Consider the following 17,062-nt stretch of genomic DNA (forward strand, 5'->3'; position numbering starts at 1 on the left):
ACATGCCGCAGGTGAGTCTGATCGACGTCGCGAGCTATCTGCCCGGCGACCCCGTCCCGACCGACTACTTCACCCAGTTCTCCCGCTCGGAGCGGATGGCGAAGAACGTGATGTTCCGTTCGCCGACCGGCCGTCATCACATCGGCCGCGACGAGACCGCCGTCGACATGGCCGAGCAGGCTTTCGCCCAGCTGCGCGAACGCCACGGCGCCGACCTCGCGTCCGAGATCGACATCATCATCACTCACACCCAACTGCCCGACAATCCGGTGCTGGGCGCGGGCCCCGAACTGGCTCGCCGGCTGGGCGCTCGTCCGTCGCAGGTACTCGATGTGCACAACAGCGGGTGCGCCGCGTTCGTCCAGATGATGGCGATGGCCCGGATGATGATGGCCACCAGCGAGGCGAAGACCGCGCTGATCGTCGCCGCGCAGAATTGTGCGGGCCCGGTGTTCACCCAGCCCGATATCCGGAAATTGGCGCAGGCGCCGGTGCCGGGCGACGGGTGCGGAATCGGCCTGCTGCGCAAGGATGATTCGGGCCCGATCCTCGATATCGAAACCCGCACCTATCCCGAATTCGCCGGTGACATGGACTTTTCCACGAACGGTCCCCGCAAGTACTGGGAGCCGGGCGAGGGCCAGGGCTGCGTGAGCTTCTCCGAATCCAAGATCACCAAGGTGTTCGCGCGTGGCAATCGGCTGGTGCCGGAGGTGGCGCTGGAGGTCTGCAAGCGGATCGGGGTGAAGAGCAGCGATATCGACACCTTCGTCACCAATCAGCCCAACCGGCTGTTCCTGCGCAACTGGCACGACGCGCTGGAGCTGCCCGCCGAACGTCATCCCGATACCTTCGACGAGTGCGGAAACCTGTTCGCCGCGGGCATTCCCGTCACTCTCGATGCGGAGAACCGAGCAGGCCGGTTGCGCAACGGGTCGGTGGTTCTGCTGTCGGCGTTCGCGCACGCGGGTGATTTCGCCGGTGCGGCGGCTATTCGCTGGGGCGCGGCGCGATGACTGTGCGGCTGGTGGAACCGACGATCCCCTCCCGTCGGTTCCATGCCACGGCGACGCCCACGCTGTTCGACCTCGGTCTCAGCGAGAACCCCTTTCCCCCACTGCCCTCGGTGCTGGCAGCGGTGAATGCCGCGCTCACCCAGGCCAACCGGTATCCGGAGTTCCTGCCGGAGGAACTGCCGCGGGTGATCGCCGACCACCTCGGGGTCTCGCCCGACGATGTGGTGGTCGGCGCGGGGGCCACCGGTGTCGCCATGCAGGTGATGCGGGCGCTCGGCACCGGTGAACTTCTCACCGGCACACCCACTTTCGACGGCTACCCGATCATGGCCGAGATGGCCGGGATGACCCTTGTCCCGATCCCCCTCGACTCCGGCGGCAATCAGGATCTGACCGCCATGCGCCGCTCGGTGAACCGGCGCACCTGCCTGGTCGTGCTGTGCCGCCCGCACAATCCCACCGGCACCGTCCTCGACGCGACGGCGGTGCGCTCCTTCCTCGCCGCGATACCGCACCGCGTACCGGTGCTCCTCGACGAGGCCTACGTCGAATTCCTCGATCCGGCGGACCGTCTCGATATCCACACCCTGCTGCACCGTCACCCGAATCTGTTGATCCTGCGGACCTTCTCGAAGGCGTACGGACTGGCCGGGCTGCGGATCGGCTACTGCGTGGGCCGCGGAAAACTGATCGAACGAATCCGCCACCAGCAGTTGCCCTTCGGCACTCCCACCGCATCCATCGCCGCGGTGCGCGCCGCCTACGCGGCGGGCACGGAACTCCGCGACCGGGTCGACCGCATCAACCGCGAACGCGACAGCCTGCGAATCACTCTGCGCGCCTGCGGAATCGACGTACCGCCCAGTCACGCGAACTTCCTCTACCTACCCGGACCCGGCGTGGCCACCGCCCTGCGCCGCGCCGGTATCAAAGCGAAGGCCTACCCGGACGGCAGCGCTCGCATCACGGTCGGCGATCCTGCCGCCGGGCACGCCGTCCACGCCGCCCTCGTCGACCTGCGGTAACCCTTCGACAACGGAACCCGACCCGGCCACCGGCCGGGTCACCACGACCGGGACCCGGCCCCCTCCACCAGGTCCCGGTCATCCGCGGTTCAGCACCCGCCGCCACCACCGCAGCCGCCCCCGCCGCCGCACCCACTCCCGCCACCACAACTACCCCCGCTGCCACCATCACCGGTCCCGGCGAACCCGGCACCGGCACTCCCCGCGGCAAGCCATCCCGACCTGCGCGCAGCGCCACCGGTGCCCCGCTTCGGCCGCAGCACGATCCGGGTGACGCCCATGACGAAGAACACCAGCGAGCCGAACAGGATCGCCGCCGTGAACATCCATCCGTATGCCGCGGAGATCAGCCCGACAATCAGCAGCACCAGCGCCCCGGCCATGTACTCCCTGCTCCCCCGCAGGTCAGAACGCGTAGCTGCCATCGGAAACCTCCTGCGAATGTCGATCGCGTGGTGCGACCGGGTATGTCTGGACCGACCGTAATCGCGAGTCCTTGCAATTCGCTTTCAGGCAGCCCGACGCGGCAACAGTCCTCAGTCGCCGCCGCCGTAGGTCGCGCTCAGCGAGTCCGCGTCGTCGATCCCTCGTCGACCGGCCTTGCCGCCGGTATCGATCCGCAGACGCTGGTATTTCGACCGCAAGCGGCGCGAATTCCGGAAACTCAGCACACCGCCGATCGTCAGCAGTGTCACCGCGAAGCCCAGCAGGCCGAGGCCGGCCAGCGGCGAATGGCCGGCGGCGATCAGCCCGACCAGAGCTACCAGAATTCCCGCAGCGTAGAGCATGAGGATTGTCCGTTCAGATATCAGCAGCTACTTCCGCCGCCGCAACTACTGCTACTTCCCCCACCGCAGCTACTTCCCCCACCGCAGCTGCTGCTACTGCCGCCGCCGCAACTGCTGCCGCTGCTGGATCCGGAGTCGCTGCTCGCCGACCAGGCGCTGCCGCTGGACCAGCTGCTGTCCGTGGAGCTCCAGCCACTCGAGCCCGAGCGCCGTGTCCGCGAGTGGGTGCGCGCCCGCTGTAGATTCGCGGCCCGCTGCGCGCGCCTGGTCCTGTCGGCCGGGGTATCGGTCGCCCGAATGATCATCCCGATGATCACCACCGGACCTCCGATGACCAGAACGGCAAATACCGCGATTACGACGATCGCGAGCAACGTGGCGATCACATCGATGAAGTTCATGGGGACCCCCTACCTGGATCGGTATGTCGAGGCCGACCGTAACCGCGCGTTCTTGCAATCCCCTTGCGGTCGACCAGCGATGAGAACGCCCGGTCAGCAGCCCCCGCCGCCGCCCCCACCACAACCGCCTCCGCCGCCGCCGCCGCCGCAACTGCTTCCGCTACTACCGCTGTCGCCGGAGCCGTACGTGCCCGCAGCAGCGGCTCCGCCCGCGGCCCAACCCCGATCGCGGCGGCCGCCGGAGTGCGTCTGTCGTTGTCCGGACGCGCGGTTGAGCTGGACACAACCGGTCGCGATGAAGCCCACCGAGACCAAGATGACCAGCACACCGAGCACCGGTTCGAATGCGCCGATGAACAATCCGACGAAGAACAGTGCCAGTCCGAGCCCGAATACCTTCATGATTCCCCCCAGATCAGTTGTTACTACGTTGTACCCGAACGCTTTCCGTGCGAAACGATGTCGCAGCAGCGACCGTCAATCACCACTGGTCGACGAATAGTCACCGCTCGACGAATCACTGCGGCCACCTCCACTCGACCACGCCGACCGTCTCCGGCTCGTCGCACGCCGCACCTGCCCCGACGTCGCACGCCGACGCGCCCGACGAACCGCGGCCGCGTCGCGTTCGGTTCTGGCTTCCGGTGTGGCACCGAGCATGACGAGCCCGAACAGCACCAGCACGATCGTGGTCGCCAGCAGCACTGCTCCGATACCACCGCCGAGCAACAGCCCGACTACAGCGACGATGAACGCCACGACAAAGACCATGGTTCCTCCCCCGAGATGAGCGCCGCCGCAGACCGGCGACACCGAATTACCTAGGCCACGATTCCCACCACGCCGAGCCCTCCGACAAGAGGGCGAGAACAGTGGCGGCGACATTGCTGAGACGCACGAGCCCTACCTTCGGTATGTCGAGGCCGACCGTAACCGCGCGTCCTTGCAATCCCCTTGTGGTTCAACCACTGTCGAGGGTGCGGTCAGCGATCATTCGCCGCCGCCACCCCCACAGCCGCCGCCTCCGCAGCCACCGCTACAACCGCCGCCACCGTGCCCACCGCTGCCGCTGTTTCCCCCACCGCCGCCGTGCGACTGCCCGCCGCCGTCACCGAACCAGCTGACCCCGCCCGCGGTCGACCCCGCGGCCCACCACCGCTTCGACTTCCGAGAACTTCCGGGATCGCGAAAGGCGAGAACGCCACCGACCACCACAGCGACCGCCCCGACGACAATCAGCACGATCCCCGCGGTCGCCGAATAGCCGGTAGTGATCGCCCCGATCAGCGCAAGAACAAGCCCAGCCCCAACAACCTTCACAATTCCCCCCGATCAAGGTCCTGCCTCCTGTTGTACCGGAACGCAGGACCCTGCCGCTAGAGGGTTAGTTGGCGGGGGCGCAGGTGTCGCGGAGTGAGCAGCCGCCGCAGGAGGAGCCGCAGCCGCCGACGGGGGCGGGCGGGAGGAGGGGTTCTACTGTGCGGGCGGCGGCGTTGGCGCCTGCGCCGAGGGTGAAAATGGCGATGACCGCGACGAGTGCGGCTACGCCGACGCTCGCAAGACCACCGGCGACCAGCACGACCAGTCCGCCGGCGAACAGCAGAGCACCCGCGCCGACGGAGGTGGGGGCGGCGATGCGATTGGCGATGCGGAAATTGTCGTCACTGTGCAGCGCGGCTTCGGTGGTGACACCGAGGAAGCGGTTGCGGGGCAGTTTGCCGAGCAGTCCGAGCACGCCGGTCACAATCGCGACCGCGGCCAGCGCGAACAACAGGAGAGCGACGACGACCATTCATGCAGGCTAGCGCACCCGTAAAGGCCCGAAATCAGGGCTCCCCGCCGAGCGTGACCGGCCACACACCGACGGCGCGTGCCGTCGCGGCCGCGCGGCATGTTCTCGGCCCTTGGGAAATCGCCTCGCGTCCACGTTCTACGCTGTTAGACGATGTTTACCGGGGATCGGCGAGAACAAGAAGGCAGGACCGTGCAGGACACTCGTGCAACCGAGACTGACGTACCTCAGCACCGGTACAACGCCGAGCTGGCTGGGCGGATCGAACGCCGCTGGCAGCAGAACTGGACCGAGCGCGGCACCTTCGACGCGCCCAACCCGGTCGGGCCGCTCGCCGGGGAGACGCCGGCCGACAAGCTGTTCATCCAGGACATGTTCCCGTTCCCCTCGGGCGCGGGCCTGCACGTCGGCCACCCGCTGGGCTATATCGCCACCGACGTCTTCGGCCGCTACCACCGCATGCGTGGGCGCAACGTGCTGCACGCGCTCGGCTACGACGCCTTCGGTCTGCCCGCCGAGCAGTACGCGGTACAGACCGGCGCGCACCCGCGGGTGACCACCGAGGCCAACATCGCGACCATGCAGCGTCAGCTGGACCGGCTGGGCCTCGGCCACGACCCGCGGCGTTCGTTCGCCACCACCGACCCCGAGTACTACCGGTGGACGCAGTGGATCTTCCTGCGCATCTACAACGCCTGGTACGACCAGGAAGCCGGTCGGGCCCGGCCGATCGCGGAGCTGGAAGAGCAGTTCGCCACCGGCGCGCGTCCGGTCCCCGAAAGGGACTGGAACACCATGTCGGCGGCTGAGCGAGGCGCGCTGATCGACTCGTACCGCCTGGTGTACCAATCGGATTCGATCGTCAACTGGTGCCCGGGACTCGGCACCGTGCTGTCGAACGAAGAGGTCACCGCCGACGGGCGCAGCGAGCGCGGGAACTTCCCCGTGTTCCGTAAGCGCATGTGGCAGTGGATGATGCGCATCACCGCCTACTCCGACCGCCTGGTCGACGACCTGGACACCCTGGACTGGCCGGACAACGTGAAGTCCATGCAGCGCAACTGGATCGGGCGCTCGCGTGGCGCCCAGGTGCGGTTCGACGCCGACGGCGAGACCATCGAGGTGTTCACCACCCGCCCCGACACCCTGTTCGGCGCGACGTACGTGGTGCTGGCCCCGGAGCACGAGCTGGTCGACAAACTGACCGCCGCCGCCTGGCCCGCCGATACGGATGCCCGCTGGACCAACGACAGCCCCACCCCCGCGGAAGCCGTTGCCGCATACCGCAAGTCGATCGCGGCGAAGTCGGATCTGGAACGTCAGGAGAACAAGGAGAAGACCGGCGTCTTCCTCGGCTCCTACGCCACCAACCCGGCCGACGGCTCGCAGGTGCCGATCTTCATCGCCGACTACGTGCTGAGCGGCTACGGCACCGGCGCCATCATGGCGGTGCCCGGCCACGACAGCCGTGACTGGGATTTCGCGACAGCGCTGAACCTGCCGATCATCGAGGTGATCGACGGTGGGAACGTTGCCGAAGCGGTCCATTCCGGCGAGGGCAAGCTGGTGAATTCCGGCTTCCTGAACGGGCTTTCGGTCGACGAGGCCAAGGCGACGATGATCGGCCACCTCGAAGCCGAGGGTCACGGCACCGGCACCGTCCAGTACAAGCTGCGCGACTGGCTGTTCGCCCGTCAGCGGTACTGGGGCGAGCCGTTCCCGATCGTCTACGACGCCGACGGCGTGGCGCACGCGCTGCCGGAATCCATGCTGCCCGTGGAACTTCCGGAGATGGAAGACTTCGCGCCGGTCACCTTCGACGCCGACGACGCGGACTCCGAGCCGTCCCCGCCGCTGGCCAAGGCCACCGATTGGGTGAACGTGGAGCTGGATCTGGGCGATGGGCCCAAGCAGTACCGCCGCGACACCAATGTGATGCCCAACTGGGCCGGTAGCTCCTGGTACCAGCTGCGCTACGCCGACCCCTCCAACACCGAGACGTTCTGCGCCGAGGAGAACGAGAAGTACTGGCTCGGGCCGCGCACGGCCGAGCACGGCCCGAACGATCCGGGCGGTGTCGACCTGTACATCGGCGGTGTGGAGCACGCGGTGCTGCACCTGCTGTACGCGCGATTCTGGCAGAAAGTGCTCTTCGACCTGGGCGATGTTTCCGGCAGCGAGCCCTACCGCCGCCTGTACAACCAGGGCATGGTGCAGGCGTACGCGTACACGGACTCCCGTGGCGCGTACGTGCCCGCCGCCGAGATCGTCGAACGTGACGCGAAGTTCTTCTGGACCGGGGCCGACGGCGTCGAGATCGAGGTCTCCCAGGAGTACGGCAAGATCGGCAAGTCGCTGAAGAACGCCATCTCGCCCGACGAGATGTGCGACCTCTACGGCGCCGATACCTTCCGCTTCTACGAGATGTCGATGGGTCCGCTCGACACCTCGCGCCCGTGGGCGACCAAGGACGTCGTCGGCGCGCACCGCTTCCTGCAGCGCGTCTGGCGCCTGGTGGTCGACGAGGAAACCGGCACGGTGAAGGCCACCGACGCCGCACCCTCGGATGAAACCCTGCGCCTGGTGCACCGCACCATCGCCGGCGTCGACGAGGACCTGGCCGCGCTGCGCGACAACACCGCGGGCGCCAAGCTGATCGAGCTGACCAACCATCTCACCAAGAACTACCCCACCGGCGCCCCCCGCGCCGCCGTGGAACCCCTGGTGCTGATGCTCGCTCCGCTGGCTCCCCACATCGCCGAGGAACTGTGGGAACGCCTGGGCCACACCACCTCCCTGGCCCACGGCCCCTTCCCCGCCGCCGACCCCGCACTGCTGGTGGCGGACTCGGTGGAATACCCGATCCAGGTGAAGGGCAAGGTCCGCAGCCGAATCCAGGTCCCCGCCGACGCCGACCCCGCGTCGATCGAGGCCGCCGCCCTGGCCGACGAGAAGGTCATCGCCCTGCTCGACGGTCAGGCGCCCCGCAAGATCATCGTGGTGCCGGGGAAGATGGTCAACATCGTGCCGTAGCCGCCTCCCCGGGTCTTTCGGCCAGACCCGGGTACGGGCAGAGTTGGGGACGCGGCAAGCTTTGTGAGGTGGGCGGGTCAGCTCGTGCCCGGTGAGTTACCCATGTTATTGCGAGATCAGCTTCGTACTTCCAGGACGTCGTTCAGCGTGACCAGCGCCAGGTTGCGTGACCTGATGATGTCGACCAGCTGGCCGTAGCAGTGGGTGACCGGTGGGAAGTTGGCGTGGCCGATGACGATCGACTGGGCGGCGAAGTATTTGTGCGCGCACTCGATCAGGTATTCCTCGGTGATGAGACCCGAGTCGGACAGGGAGCCGTACCACATGGCGGGGACGGTGTAGCCGAGGTCGGCGGCCACTTTGTCGACGGTGGCGTTGTGGTATCCGAACGGCGGTCGATAATACGGGGTGCCGTCGACGCCGAAGTTGTTGCGCAGGAACGTTTTCGTGCGACCGAGCTGGTCGGCCACCTCGGTGGTGCTGATCTTGGTCAGGGCGGCGTGGTCCCAGGTGTGGTTGCCGAGCTGGATCTGGCCCGATTCCACCAGCGGGCGCAGCGCGTCGCGGTGGATGGTCCAGGAGTCGTAGTAGCCGGTGACGAAGAAGGTGAAGCGGGCGCCGGTGTCCTTCGCCCATTTCACGTACGCGCCGACGACTTCGGCACTCGCGCCGTCGTCGACCGTCAGTGCCATGGTGAGCCCCTGGCCGGGCAGCGCGGTGATGGGCTTCGGGGGAATGATCGACTTCGGCCCGCCCGGCGGGGGCGGGAGCAGTGGCTGGACGGGGGTCGGGGCGGGCGGCGGCGTGGGGATCTCGCCGCCGGAACCCGCCGCGACGGTCTCGCCCTCGGCGGTCGCGCAGCCGGTCAGCGCCACGGCGGTACCCGCGGCCAACATCGCCAGCATTCGACGTCTATCCACTTACCGAACCCCTACTCGAACCGGGTGCACCTCGCCACGAGCCAGGGCACGATCAAATCAGCGGCACGGTACCCACCGAATCCATCGAGCGCCTGAACCAGCGGATACCTCTGTGCGAATTCCAGCGCCGACCCCCTGGACGCAGCTATCGGCGACCATACCGAATCGCCCCGTCGCGGTCAGCGCGGCCGCAACACGATCTCGGTCGGATGCCCGTCCCGTGGGGTGTCGACGGCCGTTCGCACGGCACCGGCCACCGTTTCGGCGGTGAGGAACTCCTCCGGCCGGTACTCGCGACCCTCGCCGGCGACGATCGCCCGCTGCATATCGGTGTCGATGCGACCGGGGAACAGCGAGGTCACCCGCAGCAAGGGTTCCTCCTGACGCAGCGCGTCGGCGAAGGCGCGCAGCCCGAACTTGCCGGCCGCATAGGAGCCCCAGCCGGGATGCGCGCGCAATCCCGCGCCCGAATTGATGAGCACCACGTGCCCGTTCGCGGCACGCAGTGCGGGCAGCAACACCCTTGTCAGCTCGGCAACCGCGATCAGGTTGACCTCGAGGGTTTCGCGCCACTGCTCGACCGAGGACTCGGCGACCGTTCCGAGGTCGGCGATACCCGCGTTGTGCACGAGGACATCGAGTCGCGAGATCGGCTCGGCGGCCGCGGCGACCGCCGCGTAGTCGGTGAGCGCGACCGGCCAGCCCGTCGCCTCGGGCAGCTCGGTGAGAATCGGCTTCAGCGCGTCGGCGGATCTGGCACCGAGCAGCAGGTCGTGGGTGGGCGCGAGTTCGCGGGCGATCGCGGCACCGAGTCCACGGCTCGCGCCGGTGATGAGAGCGGTCTGGGCGGGAGTACTGGTCACCGTCATACATCCCACGCTAGCGGGCACGGAGATCTCGACACCCTGGCCGTTTCCGCGCGCGGATGACAGCGACGACTAGTACCGTCGGACTATGACCGATCCCCGGTACAACTACGGACCAGCGGACCCGCAGTACCCCCAGCACCAGGGCCAGCCCCAGTACGGCCAGGGCCAGCCGCACTATCCCCAGGGCGAACCGGAGCCCAAGGTCAATGTGGGCAAGCTGTGGGCAGGCGGTATCGGCACGGCCGTCGTGGCCGCGTTGCTGGTGGTCGTCGCGATCATGCTCATCCGCGGGGTGCTCGGAATCGCGATCCTCTCGCCCGAGGGCGCGGGTGCGTACGGCACCGTCTCCACCACCTCCTACGCCATCGCCGCCGCGGGCGCCGCGCTGCTGGCCACGGCACTGTTGATGGTGCTGTTGCTGGCGATGCCGAGCCCGCTCACCTTCTTCACCTGGATCTGCCTGCTCCTGACGGCCGTCGCGGTGATTCTGCCGTTCACGCTGGTCGCCGATCTGGACGCCAAGATCGCGACCGCGGCGATCAACCTGCTGGTCGGGCTGTGCATCACCACCATGCTCAGCTCGGTCGGGTCGGCGGCGCAGAACGGGTCGCGTCAAGCCGGGTACTGATCGTCACAGTGCCGTCGAGATGCCACCGGGCCTGCTCCACCGCAGAATAGATAGATGACCGACCCAGGTTTCACCTCGACGCAGCTCGCGGCCCGCGCCGCCTACCTCCTGCGGGGCAACGACCTGGGCACGATGACCAGCGCCGCGCCCCGCCTCTACCCGCACATGTGGAGCTGGGACGCGGCGTTCGTGGCGGTGGGGCTGGCGCCGTTGAGCGTGGAGCGGGCGGTGGTCGAGCTCGACACGCTGCTGTCGGCGCAGTGGAAGAACGGGATGATCCCGCACATCGTGTTCGCCAACGGTGTCGACGGATACTTTCCCGGGCCCGCGCGGTGGGAATGTCGCAAGCTGGCCAGCAACGCCCCCGACGGCCCCGACACCTCCGGCATCACCCAGCCACCGGTGCACGCCATCGCCGTGCAGCGCATCCTCGATCATTCCCGCAGGCACGGCCGCTCCACCCGCGCGGTCGCCGAGGAATTCCTGAACCGCCGCTGGCCTGATCTGGTGCGCTGGCACCGCTGGCTCGCGCATGCCCGCGACCCGAAGGAAACCGGGCGGATCACGCTGTATCACGGCTGGGAATCCGGCATGGACAACTCGCCGCGCTGGGACCGCGCCTACGCCAATGTTGTTCCGGGGACGGATCTTCCGCCGTACCGGCGCGCGGACACCTCGATCATCTCCGATCCCACCCAGCGGCCGAGCGACCGTGAGTACGACCGCTACCTGTGGCTGGTCGAGCAGATGCGGCGCGCGAACTACGACGATTTCCAGCTCACCTCGGTGATGAGTTTCGCCGTGGAGGACGTGTTCGTGTCGGCGATCTTCGCACTGGCCTGCGAGGTGCTCGCCGATATCGGCGAGGAGTACAAACAACCGCACGCCGACGTCCGCGAACTGCACGGCTGGGCCGACCGTTTCCGCAAGGGCGTGGTCGCCACCACCGACGAACGGACCGGCGCCGCAAAGGACTACGACGTCCGTCTGCAACGCTGGATCAGTACCGAGACCCTCGCCATGTTCGCCCCGCTGATCTCGGGTGGCCTGCCCCGCCACGCCGAGCGCGCCCTCCTCAACACCTTCGAGGGCCCACGCTTCTGCGGCCACCCCGACCTGCGCTACGCCCTGCCACCGTCGACCTCACCGGTCGCCAAGGACTTCCGCTCCCGCGAATACTGGCGCGGCCCCGTCTGGCCGGTGATGAGCTGGCTGTTCTCCTGGGCCTTCGCCCGCCGTGGCTGGGCGGAGCGCTCCTACATGCTCCGCGCCGAAGGCCTGCGCCAGGCCAGTGACGGCAGCTTCGCCGAGTACTACGAGCCGTTCACCGGCGCTCCACTGGGGAGTATGCAGCAATCCTGGACTGCCGCTTCGGTGCTCGATTGGCTCGGCTAGTTCTCCGCGATGTCGGTGTGCCATTCGACGGTGATGCCGAGTTCGCGCGCGAGAGTCGACGCCAGTCCCTGCGGGTCGCCGCCGTTGATGGTGGCGCCGCGCAGGGCGGTGATGCCGTAGATGCCGGTGAGGTCGCAGTCTTCGAAGCGCAGGTTCTGCTGGATGCGGGCGCCGGCGAAACGGGCTCCGACGAGGTTGCAGCGTTCGAAGCGGACGTTGCGGAACTCAGCGCTCTGGAAGTCGGCTTGACGTAGATCGCAGTCCCGGAACACCACTGTGCGCAGGCGGGATTGGGCGAAGGAGGACAGGTCGGCGCGCGTGGAGTCGATCAGGACGTCGCGGAGAACACCTGCGGTCCACGACAATCCGGTGAGACGACCGTGCTCGATCAGGGATTCGATCATCGAGGAGTCATCGGCCTGAACGTTGGCCAGATCGCAGACCCGCAGCGTGGATTCGGCGATGGTGCTGTGGCGCAGGGTGCTCGGAAACCGAACGCTGTCGAACAGGCAGGCCTCGACGCTCACGCCGGAGACGTGACGCTCGGCGAAATCCCCGTCGCGATATTCGACGTCGGTGACGGTCAGTTCGTCGATCGGATCGTCGCCGGGCGAGACCGCGGGTCGCAGCGCCCCCGGCTTCGCCACCGCCGGTTCGAACCGCACCTCACGCTTGCGCGCCATGCCACCACTCCCTGTCAGCCGATGTCCGCACCAAGATACGGGCACGGGCCGACAGGCTTTCGGTAACTTTTCACAGACACACACCAACACCACTGGTCACACAGGCAACAAGTCACTACGGTCGACGGCCATGGACACCAAGCGCTGGAGTTCGACGGTTCGTGGTTGTGTTGCGCTCATCGCCCTGGTCTGCGCATTTCCCGCTACCGCGCAGGCGGAGCCCAGCGGGCCGGATGTGTCGTCCTGGCAGCATGTGGACGGCCGGATGATCGACTGGCACGCGGTGCGCGCGGCCGGACACCAGTTCGCGATGGTGAAGGCCACCGAGGGCCTGCACTACATCAATCCGTTCTTCGTGCAGGACAGCATTCTCATGCGGACCGCCGGGGTGGCGCGCGGGACGTACCACTTCGCGCGACCCGAGCTGCCGCCCGAACCGCAGGCCGCGATGTACGCGGCGACGGTCCTCGGCCAGAACGGGCCCCTCGACCTGCCCCCGGTGCTCGACCTGGAAACCTCGGGCGGTCTGGCTTCCGCCGCGCTCATCGACTGGACCCACCGCTACCTCAACGCGCTGCAAACCCTCACCGGCCGCACGCCCATCATCTATACCTACCCGCACTTCTGGAAGACCGCGATGGCCGACACCAGCGCCTTCACCCGGTACCCGCTCTGGATCGCCGACTACAGCGGCAACGACCAGCCCGAGGTCCCCGGCAACTGGCCCGCCTGGACCTTCTGGCAAACCACCGACCGCGGCACGGTCCCTGGCATCCACGGCGGCACCGACGTCAACATCTACAGCGGCGCGCAAGGCGACCTCGCCCGCTTCGCCAACATGTCGGGAATGTTCGGCAGCAGCTGAGGACAGACATGACAAAACCGCCACTCGCCCAGCCGAGTAGCGGTTTCGTCAGCGGATCGGGAGCCGGCTAGACGCCGATTCGTCCGCCGTTCTTCTTCCAGACGACCGCCACGGCGGGACGCGGCTGGGAGGTGCCGCCGTCGGGCCAGTGGGACTGCGGGTTGTCGGGGGTGGCGTCGTCGGCCTCGCCGGGGTGCTGGACCGACACGATGACGTGGGATTCGGTGACGATCGGACCGCAGGTCTCGGCGCCCTTGGGCACGGTGAGGAACTGCTTGGTCTCACCGCGGTTGGGGCCGTCGAGGATCACCGAGAACAGGCCGTCGTTGGTCTTGAGGGCGTTGCCGTCGGTGGAGATCCACAGGTTGCCGTACGGGTCGAAGGCCAGGTTGTCCGGGCAGGAGATCGGGCTGACCTTGGTCTTGTCGAAGCCGGCGAAGTAGGTGTCGGCGGCGGCGGGGTCACCGCAGACCAGCAGCAGCGACCAGGTGAAGTCGGTGCCGGTGTGGTTGTCGGTGAGCTCGAGGACCTGGCCGTTCTTGTTCAGCTTGCGCGGGTTGGCCTCGTCGACGCGCGGCTTGTCGTCCTTGGCGCGGTTGTCGTTGTTGGTCAGCGCCACGTAGACCTTGCCGGTGAACGGGTTGGCCTCGAAGTCCTCGGGGCGGTCCATCTTGGTGGCGCCGACCTTGTCGGCGGCCAGGCGGGTGAACACCGCCACCTCGGCGGCGGACATGCCGTCGACCAGGGACTTGCCCTTGCCGTCGTCGCCGGTCTCGAGCAGGGGAATCCACTGGCCCTTGCCGGTGAAGCCCTTGTCGGAGGGGACCGCGCCGCTGCCGTCGATCTTGTCGGCGTGGTCGCCGGTGAGCTTGGCGACGTAGAGGGTGCCCGCGTCGAGGATGGTCAGGTTGTGCCGCATCGCGGAAGCGCCGGTGCCGGACTGGATCTTGCGCGAGGACACGAACTTGTACATGTAGTCGAACTTCTCGTCGTCGCCGGTGTAGGAGACGACATCACCGGAGTCGGTGACGTAGATCGACGCGCCCTCGTGCTTGAGGCGACCCATCGCGGAGTGCTTGATCGGCGTGGCGGCGGCGTCCCACGGGTTGACCTCGACGACATAGCCGAAACGGTTGGCCTCGTTGGGTTCCTGGCTCAGGTCGAAGCGCTTGTCGGTGCGCTCCCACTGGTTCGGCGTGCCGCCCTTGGGGAAGCCGTAGCGCTTGACGCGCCCCTGCGGGTCGGAGGCCTTGTCGCCGTTGGCGAAGTAGCCGTTGAAGTTCTCCTCGCCGGAAAGCACTGTGCCCCACGGGGTCACGCCACCGGCGCAGTTGGCGAAGGTGCCGAGGACCTTCTTGCCCGAGGGGTCGGCACCGGTGACGGTGAACGCGCTGCCCGCGGCGGGGCCGGTGAGCAGGAACTCGGTGTCGGCGGTGATGCGGCGGTTGTACTTGCCGAACACCGGGGTGAGCTTGCCCGAGCCCGCCTCACCCTTGACCTCGACCACGGCCATGCCGTGGGCGGCCTTGGTGATCGCGATCTGCTCGTCGGTCGGGGCGTCTTTGTTGTACCCGCGGAACATCATCGGACCGGTGGTGTACTCGTGGTTGACCACGAGCAGGTAGCTGTTGGCCTGGCCCTCGATCGGCATCAGCGCGGCGAAGTCGTTGTTGTAGCCGAACTGCTTCAGCTGCGCCGCGGCGGTCTGCTTGTCGAAGTCGAACGCGGGGGCGTCGGCGAAGAGGGGGTCACCCCAGCGGATGACGACCTGCTGGTCGTAGCCCTCCGGAATGGTCAGCGCGTCTTCCTTGTTCGGCGCCACCGCGGTGAACGCCGTTCCGGTGCCGGGGGTTCCGGCCGGAGTCGGGGCCGGGGTCTTCGCGGCCTCGGAGTCGTCACCACAGGCGGCCAGCGCGCTCGCGGCGCCGACGGCCAGCACCGCGGCCGCGCCGCCCTTGATCAGGCCACGGCGGTTGAGGCCGCTGACGATGTCACCGAAGTAGGCACCCTCGGAGGTGTTCGGGGGCTCGTGAAAGCAGGCGTTGCCGCACTTGTATTCACAGGTCAGGGCGGCGCGTGCCGACTGACCGTCATGCTTGACGAACAGGGCGAGCGGTTTCGGACTCACGGTGACTCCTGAGTAGAACGGACTCCGGGCACCGTAAGCAGCCCAAGCGAGCCATCGGGAACGCGTAGATGAACGGACGACCAAAACTCGGCGCGCGCTGTGACCGATCACGGATGGATCAGCCACGGCGCGCGCCGAGTGCGCGGGAGTTGTCATCAGGCGTTGACCGGAAGGGAGATCACCACTTCCTGCTCGTTGCCCGGAAGATAGTGCACCTGCACGATCCGGCCCACCTGCACGTGCCCGACTGCGGTGGGCGGCAGGTACTTCTCGGCGCGGGTCTCGAAGGTGGTGCCGTCCGGGCGGGTGACCACCAGACCGAGCGCGATCTCGGTGTAGCCACCGCGGATGCGGCCGGGGACGTCCAGGCTGCGGACCACGGCCTGGGCGGCCAGCCCGCGTTCGGCGATGTCGAGCTTGCCGCGGGTGGTGATGCCCTTGCGGATGAGTGATTCGTTCATCGCGCGCTGGGCGGCGCCGTTGTCGCCGGAGCGGTCGACCTCGACCTTGTCGGTGCGACCGGGCAGATACCGGACCGGCAGGACGACGCCCGGCTGCAGCAGGGCCAGTTCGGTGAGCGGCACGATCATCTTGGCGTGCGAGTCGAAGACCTTTCCGTCGGACCCCTCGACCCGGAAAGCGATCTTGACCTGCGGTTGGTCGTTCACCGAGACGCCGGTCTGCCGGAACGAGGTAATGGTGCCGATACCGACCGCGCCGTCGCGGAACTCGCTGCTGTTGCGGCCGGTGAAGGCTTCGAGAATGCCGTCGCCGGTGAAGGCGAAGACGATCGGGACGATAGTGAGCGCGATGATCGGCAGGGCCATCTGGGGACCGACCCAGCCGAGCATCGCGCCGGTGTATTCGTCGGGGGTGTAGGTGAGGCCGTAGAAGAGGTAGTAGCCGATGGCGAGGATTCCGAAGGCGACCGCGGCCGCACGCAGCTTGGATTTCATGATTTCTCCTTGGATGGATGCGACCGGGTCGCGAAGGGTCAGGCGCCGACGATGGTGGAGCAGGCGAAGGTGATGTCGAACTTCGCCGTCGACGGGCCCGCCAGCGGGTTGGTCATGTCGGCGCTGATGCCCTCGCCGGTGACGCGGTAGGTGTTGCCGTCCTTGGCCAGGGTCGCGGAACCGCCGGGCTGGCCGTTGCCGTAGCCGACGGCGTAGGGCAGGCCGTTGGCGCCGCCCTGGCTACCGCCGATGGCGACCGCCTGGACCTTGTCGCCTTCGACCGACGCGCTGACCGAGAGGCTGCCGTAGGTGGCGTTGGCCGTGTCGGTGAGCGCCAGGGCGAGGGTGCCCCCCTGCTTGGCACAGGTGGTGTCGAATTTCGCGGTGAATTCCTTGCCGTCGACAGTGGCGGTGGACTTGCCCGCGGCCGGGGCCGGAGCGGCCGATCCGGCGGTGCTCGGGGAGGCGGTGCCGGCATCGTCGCTGCAACCGGTGACGAACAGCGCGGTGGCGGCGGCGGAAGCGGCGAGGGCGGCGATCAGCTTGGTGTTCATGGTGGTTTC

General features: G+C 67.8%; 17 protein-coding genes. 6 read left to right on the plus strand and 11 right to left on the minus strand.

Annotation, left to right across the window (positions count from 1 at the left end):
- Positions 1-2: 2 nt before the first annotated feature.
- Together ACFQ9R_RS06035 and ACFQ9R_RS06040 are read left to right on the plus strand one after the other, a co-directional pair.
- Positions 3-1,016, plus strand: coding sequence for a 3-oxoacyl-ACP synthase III family protein (locus tag ACFQ9R_RS06035; protein ID WP_378989534.1), 1,014 nt, complete (start codon positions 3-5; stop codon positions 1,014-1,016).
- An 11-nt stretch (positions 1,017-1,027) separates the two neighbouring features.
- Entirely contained in the window at positions 1,028-2,041 is a 1,014-nt protein-coding gene (locus ACFQ9R_RS06040; RefSeq protein WP_378989228.1) for an aminotransferase class I/II-fold pyridoxal phosphate-dependent enzyme, read from the plus strand.
- 89 nt (positions 2,042-2,130) lie between these two features.
- Here ACFQ9R_RS06040 and ACFQ9R_RS06045 read toward each other — a convergent pair whose 3' ends face one another.
- The 5 genes from ACFQ9R_RS06045 to ACFQ9R_RS06065 all read right to left on the minus strand — a co-directional run bounded on the left by ACFQ9R_RS06045 (position 2,131) and on the right by ACFQ9R_RS06065 (position 5,022).
- A complete protein-coding gene (locus ACFQ9R_RS06045) occupies positions 2,131-2,466 on the minus strand; it encodes a hypothetical protein (protein WP_378989229.1) in 336 nt (111 codons plus the stop codon).
- Between the two features lie 111 nt (positions 2,467-2,577).
- Positions 2,578-2,829: a hypothetical protein gene (locus ACFQ9R_RS06050; protein ID WP_378989230.1), complete on the minus strand. Its 252-nt coding sequence runs from the start codon at positions 2,827-2,829 to the stop codon at positions 2,578-2,580.
- Positions 2,830-3,323: 494 nt separating this feature from the next.
- Positions 3,324-3,632, minus strand: coding sequence for a hypothetical protein (locus ACFQ9R_RS06055; protein ID WP_378989231.1), 309 nt, complete (start codon positions 3,630-3,632; stop codon positions 3,324-3,326).
- A gap of 75 nt (positions 3,633-3,707) precedes the next feature.
- Positions 3,708-4,001, minus strand: a complete 294-nt coding sequence (locus tag ACFQ9R_RS06060; protein ID WP_378989232.1) for a hypothetical protein — start codon at positions 3,999-4,001, stop codon at positions 3,708-3,710.
- A 613-nt stretch (positions 4,002-4,614) separates the two neighbouring features.
- On the minus strand, positions 4,615-5,022 hold the full coding sequence (locus ACFQ9R_RS06065; protein WP_378989233.1) for an SdpI family protein: 408 nt from the start codon (positions 5,020-5,022) through the stop codon (positions 4,615-4,617).
- Positions 5,023-5,214: 192 nt separating this feature from the next.
- Between ACFQ9R_RS06065 and leuS the strand changes: the two genes are divergently transcribed.
- Positions 5,215-8,055, plus strand: coding sequence for a leucine--tRNA ligase (leuS, locus tag ACFQ9R_RS06070; RefSeq protein ID WP_378989234.1), 2,841 nt, complete (start codon positions 5,215-5,217; stop codon positions 8,053-8,055).
- Between the two features lie 116 nt (positions 8,056-8,171).
- On the opposite strand, the gene ACFQ9R_RS06075 is transcribed toward leuS, so the two are convergent.
- Together ACFQ9R_RS06075 and ACFQ9R_RS06080 are read right to left on the minus strand one after the other, a co-directional pair.
- Positions 8,172-8,960, minus strand: a complete 789-nt coding sequence (locus ACFQ9R_RS06075; protein ID WP_378989536.1) for a polysaccharide deacetylase family protein — start codon at positions 8,958-8,960, stop codon at positions 8,172-8,174.
- Positions 8,961-9,154: 194 nt separating this feature from the next.
- The gene (locus ACFQ9R_RS06080; RefSeq protein ID WP_378989235.1) at positions 9,155-9,844 is read right to left on the minus strand and encodes an SDR family oxidoreductase; all 690 of its coding nucleotides are present in this window, start codon (positions 9,842-9,844) and stop codon (positions 9,155-9,157) included.
- Between the two features lie 85 nt (positions 9,845-9,929).
- Between ACFQ9R_RS06080 and ACFQ9R_RS06085 the strand changes: the two genes are divergently transcribed.
- Together ACFQ9R_RS06085 and ACFQ9R_RS06090 are read left to right on the plus strand one after the other, a co-directional pair.
- Entirely contained in the window at positions 9,930-10,472 is a 543-nt protein-coding gene (locus ACFQ9R_RS06085; protein ID WP_378989236.1) for a DUF6069 family protein, read from the plus strand.
- Positions 10,473-10,526: 54 nt separating this feature from the next.
- Entirely contained in the window at positions 10,527-11,867 is a 1,341-nt protein-coding gene (locus ACFQ9R_RS06090; protein ID WP_378989237.1) for a glycogen debranching protein, read from the plus strand.
- Here the strand turns inward: ACFQ9R_RS06090 and ACFQ9R_RS06095 are convergent.
- Positions 11,864-12,550, minus strand: coding sequence for a pentapeptide repeat-containing protein (locus tag ACFQ9R_RS06095; protein ID WP_378989238.1), 687 nt, complete (start codon positions 12,548-12,550; stop codon positions 11,864-11,866). The two genes, ACFQ9R_RS06090 and ACFQ9R_RS06095, sit on opposite strands and share 4 nt — an antisense overlap.
- A 130-nt stretch (positions 12,551-12,680) precedes the next feature.
- Between ACFQ9R_RS06095 and ACFQ9R_RS06100 the strand changes: the two genes are divergently transcribed.
- Positions 12,681-13,415 carry a glycoside hydrolase family 25 protein gene (locus ACFQ9R_RS06100; RefSeq protein WP_378989239.1) on the plus strand — a complete coding sequence of 245 codons (735 nt, stop codon included), beginning with the start codon at positions 12,681-12,683 and terminating at the stop codon, positions 13,413-13,415.
- A gap of 67 nt (positions 13,416-13,482) precedes the next feature.
- On the opposite strand, the gene ACFQ9R_RS06105 is transcribed toward ACFQ9R_RS06100, so the two are convergent.
- The 3 genes from ACFQ9R_RS06105 to ACFQ9R_RS06115 all read right to left on the minus strand — a co-directional run bounded on the left by ACFQ9R_RS06105 (position 13,483) and on the right by ACFQ9R_RS06115 (position 17,053).
- Positions 13,483-15,543, minus strand: coding sequence for a PhoX family protein (locus tag ACFQ9R_RS06105; RefSeq protein WP_378989240.1), 2,061 nt, complete (start codon positions 15,541-15,543; stop codon positions 13,483-13,485).
- A gap of 155 nt (positions 15,544-15,698) precedes the next feature.
- Positions 15,699-16,499 (minus strand): hypothetical protein, encoded by an 801-nt coding sequence (locus ACFQ9R_RS06110; protein ID WP_378989241.1) that lies wholly within the window; start codon positions 16,497-16,499, stop codon positions 15,699-15,701.
- A gap of 38 nt (positions 16,500-16,537) precedes the next feature.
- Positions 16,538-17,053, minus strand: a complete 516-nt coding sequence (locus ACFQ9R_RS06115; RefSeq protein WP_378989242.1) for a lipoprotein LpqH — start codon at positions 17,051-17,053, stop codon at positions 16,538-16,540.
- Positions 17,054-17,062: the final 9 nt, after the last annotated feature.

The organism is Nocardia sp. NPDC056541, from assembly GCF_042794235.1.
Taxonomy (GTDB): domain Bacteria; phylum Actinomycetota; class Actinomycetes; order Mycobacteriales; family Mycobacteriaceae; genus Nocardia.